The sequence below is a fragment of the Cytobacillus oceanisediminis genome, from assembly GCF_004366035.1.
Lineage (GTDB): Bacteria > Bacillota > Bacilli > Bacillales > Cytobacillaceae > Cytobacillus > Cytobacillus oceanisediminis_C.
The window spans coordinates 430,696-443,996 of sequence record NZ_SOEE01000005.1; the positions used below are offsets into that span (position 1 = coordinate 430,696).

The following is a 13,301-nucleotide window of genomic DNA, read 5'->3' on the forward strand; positions in this document are numbered from 1 at the left end:
CTTTTACTCCTGTTCAGGATTCCGCAAGTAATATCCGACTCCTCTTCTTGTCACGATCCATGTCGGGTGGCTTGGATTATCCTCAATTTTCTCCCGCAGTCTCCTTACGGTTACGTCCACTGTGCGGACATCACCATAATAATCATAGCCCCATACAGTCTGAAGGAGATGCTCCCTTGTCATGACTTGTCCAATATGTTTGGCCAAATAGTGAAGAAGCTCAAATTCACGGTGTGTTAATTCAATCGTCTCACCGCGCTTGGAAACCACATAGGCATCCGGATGAATAATCAGGGAGCCAACTTCAATTTCGTTGGATTCGTCCTCTTCTTCCGTCTTGGAAGCTATTTGCTGATGTCTCCTCATATTAGCCTTCACACGCGCAATCAATTCTCTCGTGCTGAACGGCTTTGTAACGTAGTCATCTGCACCGAGCTCAAGGCCTAAAACTTTATCAATTTCAGAATCCTTTGCTGTCAGCATAATGATTGGCATATCATATTTCTTGCGCACTTCGCGGCAAACCTCAATGCCATCCCGCTGCGGAAGCATGATATCAAGCAAAATCAGATCCGGCTTGATTTCTTCTACTTTATCGAGTGCGTCATTGCCGTCATAGGCACATACCACTTCATAGCCTTCTTTTTTCAAATTGAACTGCAGTATATCTGCAATTGGTTTCTCATCGTCTACAACCAGAATTTTTTTATCCATACCTATCTCCTTTTTCTTGCTCATTTATTTATTTTTGGAGCAGTAGAAGTCAGTTTCATACATATGTTATCTACTTTACTTTACCATTTTAACAGTGGGAATTCACCTATTAGCAAAGGCCTGTAAAACTTTGGTGCTATTTTTTATATTATTCTTAACTACAAAAGCCTCTAGCATGAAAGCTAGAGACTTTTTAGCATGAATTATTTATTTATCGCAGTCTAACGGGCAGTAAGCCCCACCTTCAAGTCTGTGAAGTATCAAAGTAGGGCTAGGTGGGAGCAAACTGCCTGTAAAGGCCCGATTGGTTCAACTAACAATCAATGAGGAAAAGTAAGCCCCCACTGATTGAAGTTTCACTTTATATATTTAAGCGGATCTTGCATTTTTCCGTTTTTGTATACTTCAAAATGCAGGTGGACACCGGTTGAATCTCCAGTGGACCCCATTATACCGATCTTTGAGCCCTTTGAAACGGTTTGGCCAACACTTACACTGATGGAGTCGAGATGGGCATAAACCGTGCGGAAGCCATTATTATGGTCGATGACGATTTTGTTGCCATATCCGCCATCCCTTCCTGCTGAGACAACCGTTCCATTATCAGCAGCCTTTATCGTCCGGTCGCTTGGTCTTGCAATGTCAATTCCCTTATGCATTTTCCCCCAGCGGTATCCCATTTTACTTGAGATATAGCCGCCGACTGCAGGATAGGCAAAGCTGCCTTCACCGCGGGATGGAATGACCTTGGTTCCCTTGATGACAATTTGTTTCACAGGCTCTACGAGAACCTTTTCTTCTTTTACTTCTTTTTTGACCGTTTGTCCGTTTTCTTCGGAAATCAGATAGGTTGCAGCGCGAACGCCTTCCTTGCCTTCTTGCTTTACTTTCGTTTCACCTTTAGGCATGCTGCTGTCTTCAATGACTTCTTGTTCATAATCGATTTTTTCTTTCTTGAAAACTTCCTTATCTGCTATCACTTTTACATACGGTTTGTAGACAGTAACATTTAATTCCTGACCTGCTTTGATAAGGGAATCTTCCTTGAGTCCGCTGTTCAGCTCAATCAGCTGGTTCATATCAAGGTTATGGGCACTCGCGATATTGCTTAGTGCGTCACCTACTTTAACCTCATATTTCTTTTCCTCAAGAGTTCCCTTTTGGAGAAGCTTCACCGCTTCATCTGCACTGATGATCTGATCCGGTTTAACGGTTGTTTCGGAAATGGATACATCTTCCGTAAAACGGACATCTAAAAGACGTGTTTCATTTTCTTTCAGCTGAGGTAAAGGAGTATTAGCAGATGCCTTTCTTTCCTCAAGAGCCTTTAGATCTTTCTCTGATACATAGGAAGTCTTGATATTCTGAAGAGCCGCTTTGGCCTGCTCCTCATTTTCAACATAAGCCACTTCCTTGCCGCCAATGACTAGTGCCGCCGCTTCGGCATGTACTTCCATCTTATCTTTTAATCCATTGAGCGCTTCAGATTCATTCACTTCTGAACTGGACTCAAAAACCTGTTCAGGAATAAAAGATAGTTCAGTTGCCAGCGCCAGCTTTAATCCCTTGTGGGAACCTTCTGCCTCACTGATCTTTTTATCGGCCATATCCTCAATGACTTTCTTATCTGACACCGTTCCGATATATTCGTCACCCATATAGACATAATAAACCGTCACAAGTCTATCATCATTGGCAGAAGCGGAAACACCGCCTGCAAAAGTTAAAGCCGCCGCTGCCAAACCAGCAGCAATCGTTCTATTTATGGTTTTATTTAAGCTCTTCGCTGTAGATTCTGATGCTGAGGTTACTTTCTTCACCCATTTGAACATGGTTACATCCCCCTAGACTACGGTAACAAAAGACACTTTCATTTAGTGCTATGTAACTACGAATTTGTCAGCCTGATTTTTTCACAATATTTACTTTACCATACAGCAAAGCAAATAGATTATTAGACTCGGGAATGTAATAAAAATGTATAATAGCTGACATTTTATGACTATTAACAACAAAGCTTAGGAAGTTTTTGTCGAAAAGAAGATAGGAAATAATCCCTATTTATAGAGGTTTTTTAGTGGTGCGAAAGAAGAGGAGTTAGAGAAGTGCTTAATTACACGGCCACGCAGCGCCAACCTGCTTGTATTACAAGAATGTAACAAAAAGGAGCATGCTTGGTTACATACTCCTTTTTGGAATGGCTCAGGACGGAATCGAACCGCCGACACAAGGATTTTCAGTCCTTTGCTCTACCGACTGAGCTACTGAGCCTTATTTAGTTTTGAGGCTAAATATGTAAATGGCGGTCCGGACGGGACTCGAACCCGCGACCTCCTGCGTGACAGGCAGGCATTCTAACCAACTGAACTACCGGACCAAATAATAACCGCCAGCAAGTAAGCTGGGCTTGCCAGCCGTTTGCTGACGGTTATTCGCCATGACCCCTACGGGATTCGAACCCGTGTTACCGCCGTGAAAGGGCGGTGTCTTAACCGCTTGACCAAGGGGCCAAATAAAAATAAATGGTGAGCCATGAAGGACTCGAACCTTCGACCCTCTGATTAAAAGTCAGATGCTCTACCGACTGAGCTAATGGCTCATGCTATGTGTGTTACCAAGCTTGCCACCTTGGCGACGCTTTTTATAATATCATAGAGTTTTATAAAAGCGCAATAACTTTTTTATAAAAATTTATTTTAGTTGAATGCCTGAGATGGATGTGTTTGATCTCGGACTGGAAACCGCGTTTGAGTGTTGCTTTCCTCAGATTAAAGGTTCATTTCCCTGGTTTATGGATTTCTTTCCCCAATTTTCACGGATTATTCCTCAAACTTCAATTCTTTTCAAATTAAAGCCAAGTCCGGTATCGGTTTCTCTGATTTCTTGCTCTACTGTCCGAGTGTGAGTCTGCTTCGGACTCGCTTCCCCTCATTTTCCCCTTTCCTTGTCCAAATTTGAGCCTGCCCCACAAAAAAAAGCCCTAATTCGCATTAGGGCTTTCAATCAAGTATTAGTTTTGTCTCCATGGGCTGCGGACTACGTTTGTTTGTGTGCGGTCCGGACCAACTGAGAAGATCGATAATGGAATTCCAGTCAGCTGTGAAACGCGCTCCAGATAGTGGCGGGCATTCGCAGGAAGCTCATCCAGTGATTTGCAGCCTGTGATGTCTTCTGTCCAGCCTGGAAGCTCTTCGTATACCGGCTCACAGTCAGCCAGTACTTTTAAGCTTGCAGGGAATTCTTCGATTACTTCTCCATTATAACGGTATGCTACACAGATTTTTAATGTCTCAATTCCAGTCAATACGTCGATGGAGTTAAGAGAAAGGTCTGTAATACCGCTGACACGGCGGGCATGGCGGACAACCACGCTGTCGAACCAGCCGACACGGCGGGCACGGCCAGTTGTTGTACCGTATTCACGGCCTACTTCACGGATCTGGCTGCCGATTTCATTATCAAGTTCAGTTGGGAACGGGCCGTCACCTACACGAGTCGTATAGGCCTTAGATACACCCACAACATGCTTGATTTTTGTAGGGCCGACACCAGAACCGATTGTTACGCCGCCAGCCACAGGGTTAGAGGATGTAACGAATGGGTAAGTACCCTGGTCGATATCAAGCATAACTCCTTGTGCACCTTCGAAAAGCACGCGGCGGCCTTCATCCAATGCGTCATTAAGCACAACAGATGTGTCGCAGACATAATGCTTGATCTGCTGGCCATACTCATAGTATTCATCTAAGATTTCTTCGATGGTGAATCCTTCTGTTTCATAGAAGCGCTCAAGCAGGCGGTTCTTTTCTTCAAGGTTGCGCTCAAGCTTTTCTTCAAACACTTCACGGTCAAGAAGGTCCGCGATGCGGATTCCGTTGCGTGCTGCTTTATCCATGTAAGCAGGGCCGATACCCTTTTTTGTTGTACCAATCTTGTTAGCGCCTTTGCGTTCTTCTTCCACTTCATCAAGCTTCAGGTGATATGGAAGGATAACATGTGCGCGGTTTGAGATGCGCAGGTTGTCTGTTGTAACTCCCTTGTCATGAAGATACGCCAATTCCTTTACAAGCGCTTTTGGATCGACAACCATTCCGTTTCCGATCGTGCAAATTTTATCGCTATAGAATATTCCAGATGGAATTAAATGAAGCTTGTATGTTTCACCATTAAATTTAATTGTATGTCCTGCATTGTTTCCGCCTTGGTAGCGTGCGATGACTTCTGCATTTTCAGAAAGGAAGTCTGTAATTTTTCCTTTCCCTTCATCTCCCCACTGTGTTCCAACTACTACTACTGATGACATTAAAAAGCACCTCCGGGAATCCCATGGTTTTAAAATTCTATAAAATCATTTTTAATTAAGTAACTTTTTTCAACCACTTTAGTTTATCAAGGTGATGTGTGATAGTCAATAAAACACGAACATTTTTAATAAAAATATAAAAATATGTTCGTAAAACCATGAAAATATGAAAATCAGAAATTCAAATAAAAAAGAGGACATGCAAAATGCAGGCCCTCTTTATGCACCAGGCGGCGCAAAGGAATCATCAAAACGTTTCTCTAAGTTTACGAATTTATTATACTCTTTCACGAATGCCAGCTGAACGGTTCCAACCGGGCCGTTACGCTGCTTGGCGATAATGATTTCGATGATATTTTTATCTTCGGATTCTTTGTCATAATAGTCATCGCGGTATAGGAATGCCACGATATCGGCATCCTGCTCAATACTTCCCGATTCACGGATGTCCGACATCATCGGGCGCTTATCCTGTCGCTGTTCCACACCACGGGAAAGCTGGGACAGTGCGATAACAGGGACCTGAAGTTCACGGGCCAATTGCTTAAGGGAACGTGAGATTTCAGAAACTTCCTGCTGGCGGTTTTCGCCAGAACGTCCACTTCCCAGGATTAGTTGCAGGTAGTCGATCAGAATCATGCCAAGCCCATGCTCCTGCTTTAAACGGCGGCACTTAGAGCGAATATCTGTGATTCTGACACCAGGGGTATCATCAATAAAAATTCCTGCATTTGATAGGCTTCCCATTGCCATGGTCAGCTTTCCCCAGTCCTCATCTGTCAGGGAGCCAGTACGAAGCCTTTGTGCATCTATATTTCCTTCTGCACATAGAATACGCATGACAAGCTGTTCGGCACCCATCTCAAGGCTGAAGATCGCGACGTTTTCCCCGGTTTTTGTTGCCACATTTTGCGCGATATTCAGGGCGAAGGCTGTTTTACCTACGGAAGGGCGGGCACCGACGATGATGAGGTCATTTCGCTGGAAGCCGGCAGTCATGCGATCCAGCTCGGCGAATCCAGTCGCAATCCCTGTAATATCTCCTTTACGGTTATGCATTTCCTCAATATTATCGTAGGTCCGGACCAGAACATCCTTAATATTATGAAAGGCACCTGCGTTTTTGCGCTGTGCGACCTCCATGATATTTTTCTCAGCTTCTCCCAGCAGAACTTCTACTTCATCCTCACGTGTATAGCCGTCCTGGGCAATGCCCGTCGCCGTCCGGATCAGCCTGCGAAGCAGTGACTTTTCTTCAACGATCTTTGCATAGTACTCGATATTCGCTGCTGTTGGAACAGAACCGGCCAATTCACTTAAATAGCTGACCCCTCCGGTATCCTCCAGCAGTTTCGCTGCACTGAGCTCTTCTGTCACGGTCACTAAGTCGACCGCTTTTCCCTGGTCGCTCAGCTTCAGCATCACATTGAAAATCTTCTGGTGTGCCGCACGGTAGAAGTCCTCGGGTATCAAAATCTCTGATGCTTGTGTAAGAGAGGAGGGTTCAAGAAAGATTGCCCCAAGCACTGCCTGTTCCGCTTCAATATTTTGAGGCGGGAGCCGATCCGCAAATAAATCACTCATCTGTTTAAACCTCCTAATAAGAAATGCACAAGCGCCCTGGTCACCCCCGCCAAGCACAAGACAAGCCTCACAGAAAGGCGTTCGCTGCCTTGGCTTGTGAACACGAGGGTAGGCGCTCCTTCTAAAAGCTAAAGCTCTTAGTCGTATGATGATAATGCTGTCGAAGCGTTCCTTGTGAAGCTGGACAGTTATCTATAAAGCCATACTATATCTATATAAAAACCTCTAAATTTCCCTTTAAAAAATGTGACCAGCCGAAACTGATCACATTTTTAATCAACCCTTTTATTTTAACATGTTTATCGGCAAAAGCCACTTCCAATATTAGTTTATCGCATTCTAACTAATTGAAGTTTCACTTTAAGCTTCTTTTACATGTACGTTTAATGTTGCCGTTACTTCAGTATGAAGCTTGACTGGAACCTTTGTGTATCCGAGTGTGCGGATCGCATCTTCCATTTCGATTTTGCGCTTGTCGATTTTGATGCTGTGCTTCTTATGAAGCTCTTCAGCAATTTGCTTGCTTGTGATGGAGCCGAAAAGGCGGCCGCCTTCACCTGATTTTGCTGTAAATTCAACCGTCAGCTTTTCAAGTGTTTCTTTTAGTTTTTTTGCATCAGCCAATTCTTCTTCTGCAAGTTTAGTTTCTTTTTTCTTTTGGGCGTTCAGGCTGCTGACATTCGCCTGGTTTGCTTCGACAGCAAGCCCTTGCTTAATTAAAAAGTTATGTGCATAGCCATCTGCTACATTTTTCACTTCGCCTTTTTTGCCCTTGCCTTTAACGTCTTTTAAAAAGATTACTTTCATTCTTTTTTTCTCCCTTCAAAGTATTCATCTATAGCCTCTTTTAATCGGACCTCAACATCATCAAGTGTTGCATCATGAAGCTGCGTGGCAGCGTTAGTTAAGTGTCCGCCGCCTTCAAGGTTCTCCATGATCACCTGGACATTGATATCCCCGAGGGAACGTGCGCTGACCCCTATCATGTTTTCAGAGCGGTTTGAAATGACAAATGAAGCAACCACACCATCCATCGTCAGCAGGGTATCTGCTGTCTGGGCAATCAGAACCTGGTCAAATATCTGATCCGGCTGTCCCTTTGCAATCGCAATTCCTTCTCTGTAAAATTGAACGGTTTCAATCAGCTTAGCCCGCTTGATGTAGGTATCTACATCCTCTTTTAAGAACTTTTGGACGAGCACGGTATCTGCACCCTGTCCGCGCAGATAGGAAGCCGCATCGAACGTCCTGGATCCTGTCCGCAGTGAAAAACTCTTCGTATCGACAATAATCCCGGCAAGCAGGGCCGTTGCTTCCAGCATTTCAATTCTGCCGTTTTTCGGCTGATACTCCAGAAGCTCTGTCACAAGTTCTGCTGTGGAGGAGGCATATGGCTCCATATAAACCAGCAGAGGATTATGAATGAACTCTTCAGCGCGGCGGTGATGGTCGATGACGACAACATGTTCAATTTTATGAAGCAGCTTTTCCTCAATCACCATGGATGGCTTGTGGGTGTCAACGACCACGAGCAGGGTATCGTCTGTTGCAATTTCCATCGCCTGTTCCGGGGTAATGAATTTAGAAAAGAGCTCTTCATTCTTTTCAATTTCCTTCATCATTCTTCTGACGCCTGTATCGAGTTCATTGAAATTCACAACCACGTAGCCTTCACGCTGATTCAGGCGCGCCACTTTCTGAATCCCGATGGCCGCTCCAATCGCATCCATATCCGGGCTTTTGTGGCCCATGATAATCACTTTATCGCTTTCGGAAATCAATTCCTTCAGCGCATGGGAAATCACGCGTGCACGGACCCGTGTTCTTTTTTCAACAGGATTGGTTTTCCCCCCGAAGAATTTAACCTTCCCGTTTGTCTGTTTGATGGCCACCTGGTCTCCGCCGCGGCCTAATGCCAGGTCTAAGCTGGACTGGGCCAGTGAACCGAGCTCAGGAAGGGAAGAAACCCCTGTTCCGACGCCCACGCTTAACGTTAATGGAACGTTCTGCTTGGAAGTGGTTTCCCGGACATCATCGAGAATAGTGAACTTCCCTTTTTCCAGAAGCTGCAGAATATGTTCATTAAATACGGCGATAAACCGCTCAGACGAGACTCTCTTCAAGAAGACCCCATTGTCTTGTGCCCATTTATTCAATATCTGGGTCACCAGGCTATTGAGGCTGCTTTTTGTCTGGTCATCCATCCCCTGAGTCAGCTCATCATAATTATCAAGGAAAATAATGGCGATAACCGTCCGTTCTTCCTGATACATTTTTTCAATTTCGGTCTGTTCCGTGACATCAAAAAAGTATAATAGGCGCTCTTCCGGTTTATGGATCACCCGGAATTTGCGGTCATGAAGGGTAATGATTTCGGTTTCCACTTCTTGTTTGATCAGCGGAACAAGCGAATCCGCGACATCATAAAGCGATCTTCCGACTAGCGTATCTTCATCGAAGCAGGATGCTAAAAAGGGATTGGTCCATTCAATGTAATAATCATCATTAATGAGCATGATCCCGATCGGCATTTCCATCAGAGCTTCTTCGCCGACTTTTTTCACCCTGTAGGAAAGGGTCGAGATGTATTCTTCCGTCTCCTTCCGATGCTTCTGATTCAGCTGAAAAAGATAGTAGAAAGGAAGGATGGCCAGAAACAGCCCAATTAGTGCAAAAAGCCAATTGTAGTACGCCAATATACCGAGAAGCACCACTGTTATGCCCATCAATCCAAAAATCGGATAGCGTATGGACCGCTTTTCTAAATACGAAGGCATGTTTTCAGCTCCTAAACAGTAGTGTTGTTCATCACTTTTTTCCTAATCTTTGTCTTAAATCGAATCCTAAGTCAATTATACCTAATATCCTCACAATATAAAGGAGAAATGGCATAAGAAATGTAAATACAGCTGCCAGGACAGGCACAGCTTTCGGCCAACCCTTTAAATGGCTGAAAAAGAAAATCAGGGACAGGCCTTGAATGACCATGAAAATCTGCAGAATGAATGCAATATTTACAAGCGCCATAAACCAGTAGCTTCCTTCTGACGGATTAAAAAGGAAAGAAACTATAATGGTAATGAGATAGTACCATAATATGCTTTTCGGCAGGCTCATTTCCCTGAAAGGCTTCCAGCTTTCAACCTGAATACCGAATCTTTTGGCAATAGGAAAGGAGACAAGCTGGATGACACAAACGGAAATGACCGATGTCATGACGAATAAGCTTGGCGTCAGCGTCTCAATCATTTTCAGGCCTTCTGTAAATTGCTCGACTGCTTTATCCGCGTTCTGCCCAAAGCCTTCAAGCACTCCTTCTGAAATTTGGATGGACTCCTCCATCATATTGATGCCTTCTTGAATAATATTCACATTAAAAAGAGCAACTGCGGCCGCATACAGGATCAGCAGCGATGCAAGGAATACCAGGGTGCCCGCAATAAAGGAAGGCAACCGTCCTTTGTTTTCACTGATAAAAATGCCGATTACTGTCCCGGTCAGCCCAAATGGCAGCACAAGCGGAAGCGCCATAAATGAACCGATTATCAGAGAAAGCAGGACGCCTCCCGTCAGAAATACGATCGCATACATCCGGTTATTTTTTGCTGCAAACATAATAAACGGAAGAGCCAGGAAGAAAACCGAAAGGGTACCGAGAAACGGCACGTAGAGCGAAATCAGAAGAAGCACTGCAAAAACAGCCAGAAGCACTGCACCCTCTGTTAATTTATGTACATTATTCATTGATACACCCCTCAAACTGTGTATCCAAAAAGGGGGAACTCCTTTTCCCTGCTTTTTGAACCATTCCAAATAAGACAACTCATAAAGTCTATTGTAGCTAGTATTAAATGCAGGTTCAACCTTCGCGATTTCGGAAGAGGGAATGCCGGGCTTTTTATCAAGTTTTCACTTTAATACAATCCTGCACTAAAGAAGAAAGCATAATAAAAAAGACGCCGGATACCAGCGTCTTTTCATATTTATTATTCACCTGAAACGTATGGCAGTAATGCCATTTGGCGCGCACGCTTAATAGCAATCGTTAATTTACGTTGGTATTTAGCGTTAGTGCCAGTTACACGACGTGGTAAAATCTTACCGCGCTCAGAGATGAATTTTTTTAGAAGATCCACATCTTTGTAGTCGATGTGAGTGATTCCGTTTGCAGTGAAAAAGCAAACCTTACGACGTTTAGCACGTCCTCCTCTGCGTCCTCCAGCCATGGTCAGTTACCTCCTTTAGCTTTTTGATTATATATTTCCGTTCATAATCGGGCACTATTAGAATGGCAGGTCGTCATCGGAAATGTCGATTTGGCCGTCATTTGCGAATGGGTCCTGATCCACGCGAGTATAGCCGCCCTGATTACGATTATCCTGGCGTTGATTCTGATTGCTGTTATTTCCAAATGGGAAATCCTGATCTCTTGGACCGCCGTAATTCGGATTGCCGCCCTGGCCGCCAGAACTATTCTTCGGCTCAAGGAATTGCACACTCTCAGCCTGAACTTCTGTCACGTAAACGCGCTTTCCATCCTGGCCTTCATAGCTGCGGGACTGAATCCGGCCATCTACACCTGCAAGACTTCCTTTTTTAAGGAAGTTTGCTACGTTTTCAGCTGGCTTTCTCCATACCACACAGTTGATAAAGTCTGCCTCCCGCTCACCTTGCTGATTCGTAAAAGTACGATTCACGGCAAGAGTGAATGAAGCGACAGGAACTCCGTTCGGGGTATACCGCAAATCAGGATCCTTTGTCAAACGTCCGACAAGAACAACACGGTTCATCATCAGAATCAACTCCTCTCGGTAAAAATGGCTTTATCTATTATTTTTCGTCTTTAACAACGATGTAACGGATGATGTCTTCGCTGATTTTAGCTAAACGAGTGAACTCGTCAACTGCTTTTGCTTCAGCACTAACGTTCATTAGCTGGTAGTAGCCATCGCGGAAATCATTGATTTCGTATGCAAGGCGACGCTTACCCCAATCCTTTGATTCAGAAACCTCCGCACCATTGTCAGTTAAGATTGTGTTGAAACGCTCAACTAGGGCTTTTTTAGCCTCATCTTCAATGTTTGGGCGGATGATGTACATAACTTCGTACTTTCTCATCACTTTCACCTCCTTTTGGTCTAACGGCCCTTCAAAAGGGCAAGGAGCAATATATTCATTACTCACAAGTTGAAATTATAGCACATTAATTATGCAAAAGCAATAACACTAGAGTTAATTGGCAGATAGAAGATTATTTTGTGTGAGTTCTGTATTTATGCTGGTCTGGAATGATGATGTTTTTCAGTTGCCTTCTATACCGGTCACTTTCATCAGCTTTTCGGTCAGATTTCATTTTTATCGGATACTTTGAAAATATATCGGTCAAACTCCCAGGCTTATCGGCCACTTATTTCATATATCAGTCACTCCGCCAGAAATCAGCTTCCTAACGCCTGCATACTAAAAAAGAACCCCTAAATAGAGGTTCTCAGTAAATTAAACGTTAAAACGGAAGTGCATGACATCTCCGTCTTTAACAATATATTCTTTTCCTTCGAGACGGACTTTTCCTGCTTCTTTGGCAGCTGTCATGTTGCCTGCAGCGACTAGGTCGTCATAGGAAACTGTTTCTGCACGGATAAAGCCTTTTTCAAAGTCTGAGTGGATAACTCCCGCACATTGAGGAGCCTTCATCCCTTTGCGGAATGTCCAGGCGCGGACTTCCTGTACGCCGGCAGTGAAGTAAGTTGCCAGTCCAAGAAGATTGTAGGCTGCTCTAATCAGCTGATCAAGACCGGATTCTTCGATGCCAAGCTCCTGAAGGAACATTTCTTTTTCTTCCCCATCAAGCTCCGCAATTTCAGATTCAATTTTTGCACAGATTACAATTACTTCCGCATTATCCTTTGCGGCAAATTCTTTAACCTGCTGCACATATTCGTTTGAAGAAGGATCAGCTACATCATCTTCGCTTACGTTCGCCACATAAAGCACAGGTTTAATTGTCAGCAGATGAAGACCTTTTACAAGCTTCATTTGTTCCTCTGTAAACTCAACTGTACGCGCCGGTTTATCTGCTTCAAACGCTTCTTTTAATTTTTCCAGGATCTCAAGTTCAAACACAGAATCTTTATCTTTCTGCTTTGCCAGCTTGCTCACGCGGCCGATTCGCTTTTCAACCGATTCAAGGTCAGCCAGAATCAATTCCAGGTTGATGACTTCAATATCGTCGATTGGATCAACTTTCCCTGCAACGTGTGTAATATTGTCATCCGCAAAACAGCGGACAACCTGGCAGATGGCATCTACTTCACGGATATGAGAAAGGAATTTATTCCCAAGACCTTCCCCTTTGCTCGCACCTTTTACAATGCCTGCAATATCCGTAAATTCAAAAGCCGTTGGCACAGTCTTTTTCGGCTGAACCAATTCAGTTAATTTATTCAAACGTTGGTCAGGCACTTCAACAATTCCCACATTCGGATCAATTGTACAGAACGGATAGTTCGCAGATTCCGCTCCTGCCTGGGTAATTGCATTAAACAACGTAGACTTTCCGACGTTCGGCAAACCTACAATACCAGCTGTTAAAGCCATCCAAGTCACTCCTCAATCTAATTTCATCTATAAAAAAATACGATTGTTTCACATTTAAACAAGCCTCTAACAATTATAGATAGTTGCCGGAGAAATGTAAAGA

General features: G+C 44.0%; 11 protein-coding genes and 4 tRNA genes. All 15 read right to left on the reverse strand.

Features of this window, described 5'->3' with window-relative positions:
- Positions 1-3: 3 nt before the first annotated feature.
- On the reverse strand, positions 4-714 hold the full coding sequence (gene yycF, locus DFO72_RS15325) for a response regulator YycF (protein ID WP_009332454.1): 711 nt from the start codon (positions 712-714) through the stop codon (positions 4-6).
- A 356-nt stretch (positions 715-1,070) separates the two neighbouring features.
- Positions 1,071-2,546 (reverse strand): peptidoglycan DD-metalloendopeptidase family protein, encoded by a 1,476-nt coding sequence (locus DFO72_RS15330; RefSeq protein ID WP_113885494.1) that lies wholly within the window; start codon positions 2,544-2,546, stop codon positions 1,071-1,073.
- Between the two features lie 366 nt (positions 2,547-2,912).
- Positions 2,913-2,985 (reverse strand) — tRNA-Phe (locus DFO72_RS15335).
- 29 nt (positions 2,986-3,014) lie between these two features.
- Positions 3,015-3,091 (reverse strand) — tRNA-Asp (locus DFO72_RS15340).
- Between the two features lie 61 nt (positions 3,092-3,152).
- Positions 3,153-3,224 (reverse strand) — tRNA-Glu (locus DFO72_RS15345).
- 13 nt (positions 3,225-3,237) lie between these two features.
- Positions 3,238-3,313: transfer RNA gene (locus DFO72_RS15350), tRNA-Lys, on the reverse strand.
- A 411-nt stretch (positions 3,314-3,724) separates the two neighbouring features.
- The gene (locus DFO72_RS15355; RefSeq protein ID WP_113885493.1) at positions 3,725-5,017 is read right to left on the reverse strand and encodes an adenylosuccinate synthase; all 1,293 of its coding nucleotides are present in this window, start codon (positions 5,015-5,017) and stop codon (positions 3,725-3,727) included.
- Between the two features lie 219 nt (positions 5,018-5,236).
- Complete coding sequence (dnaB, locus tag DFO72_RS15360; protein ID WP_113885492.1) at positions 5,237-6,601, reverse strand: replicative DNA helicase; 1,365 nt, start codon at positions 6,599-6,601, stop codon at positions 5,237-5,239.
- Positions 6,602-6,961: 360 nt separating this feature from the next.
- Positions 6,962-7,408: a 50S ribosomal protein L9 gene (rplI, locus tag DFO72_RS15365; protein WP_113885491.1), complete on the reverse strand. Its 447-nt coding sequence runs from the start codon at positions 7,406-7,408 to the stop codon at positions 6,962-6,964.
- Complete coding sequence (locus tag DFO72_RS15370; RefSeq protein ID WP_113885490.1) at positions 7,405-9,378, reverse strand: DHH family phosphoesterase; 1,974 nt, start codon at positions 9,376-9,378, stop codon at positions 7,405-7,407. The genes rplI and DFO72_RS15370 overlap by 4 nt, the downstream gene beginning before the upstream one ends.
- A gap of 31 nt (positions 9,379-9,409) precedes the next feature.
- The gene (locus DFO72_RS15375) at positions 9,410-10,345 is read right to left on the reverse strand and encodes a YybS family protein (protein WP_113885489.1); all 936 of its coding nucleotides are present in this window, start codon (positions 10,343-10,345) and stop codon (positions 9,410-9,412) included.
- A gap of 242 nt (positions 10,346-10,587) precedes the next feature.
- On the reverse strand, positions 10,588-10,827 hold the full coding sequence (gene rpsR / locus DFO72_RS15380) for a 30S ribosomal protein S18 (RefSeq protein ID WP_009332461.1): 240 nt from the start codon (positions 10,825-10,827) through the stop codon (positions 10,588-10,590).
- A 57-nt stretch (positions 10,828-10,884) separates the two neighbouring features.
- The gene (ssb, locus tag DFO72_RS15385) at positions 10,885-11,394 is read right to left on the reverse strand and encodes a single-stranded DNA-binding protein (RefSeq protein ID WP_009332473.1); all 510 of its coding nucleotides are present in this window, start codon (positions 11,392-11,394) and stop codon (positions 10,885-10,887) included.
- A gap of 37 nt (positions 11,395-11,431) precedes the next feature.
- A complete protein-coding gene (gene rpsF, locus DFO72_RS15390; protein ID WP_113885488.1) occupies positions 11,432-11,719 on the reverse strand; it encodes a 30S ribosomal protein S6 in 288 nt (95 codons plus the stop codon).
- Positions 11,720-12,097: 378 nt separating this feature from the next.
- The gene (ychF, locus tag DFO72_RS15395) at positions 12,098-13,198 is read right to left on the reverse strand and encodes a redox-regulated ATPase YchF (protein ID WP_113885487.1); all 1,101 of its coding nucleotides are present in this window, start codon (positions 13,196-13,198) and stop codon (positions 12,098-12,100) included.
- Between the last annotated feature and the right edge of the window lie 103 nt (positions 13,199-13,301).

Excerpts from the sequence above, each read along its gene's own strand:
- DFO72_RS15330 (WP_113885494.1), bottom strand. The coding sequence starts at position 2,546 with ATGTTCAAATGGGTGAAGAAAGTAACCTCAGCATCAGAATCTACAGCG.
- rpsR (WP_009332461.1), bottom strand. The coding sequence starts at position 10,827 with ATGGCTGGAGGACGCAGAGGAGGACGTGCTAAACGTCGTAAGGTTTGC.
- DFO72_RS15375 (WP_113885489.1), bottom strand. The coding sequence starts at position 10,345 with ATGAATAATGTACATAAATTAACAGAGGGTGCAGTGCTTCTGGCTGTT.
- ssb (WP_009332473.1), bottom strand. The coding sequence starts at position 11,394 with ATGATGAACCGTGTTGTTCTTGTCGGACGTTTGACAAAGGATCCTGAT.
- rplI (WP_113885491.1), bottom strand. The coding sequence starts at position 7,408 with ATGAAAGTAATCTTTTTAAAAGACGTTAAAGGCAAGGGCAAAAAAGGC.
- DFO72_RS15370 (WP_113885490.1), bottom strand. The coding sequence starts at position 9,378 with ATGCCTTCGTATTTAGAAAAGCGGTCCATACGCTATCCGATTTTTGGA.
- yycF (WP_009332454.1), bottom strand. The coding sequence starts at position 714 with ATGGATAAAAAAATTCTGGTTGTAGACGATGAGAAACCAATTGCAGAT.
- ychF (WP_113885487.1), bottom strand. The coding sequence starts at position 13,198 with ATGGCTTTAACAGCTGGTATTGTAGGTTTGCCGAACGTCGGAAAGTCT.
- dnaB (WP_113885492.1), bottom strand. The coding sequence starts at position 6,601 with ATGAGTGATTTATTTGCGGATCGGCTCCCGCCTCAAAATATTGAAGCG.
- DFO72_RS15355 (WP_113885493.1), bottom strand. The coding sequence starts at position 5,017 with ATGTCATCAGTAGTAGTAGTTGGAACACAGTGGGGAGATGAAGGGAAA.
- rpsF (WP_113885488.1), bottom strand. The coding sequence starts at position 11,719 with ATGAGAAAGTACGAAGTTATGTACATCATCCGCCCAAACATTGAAGAT.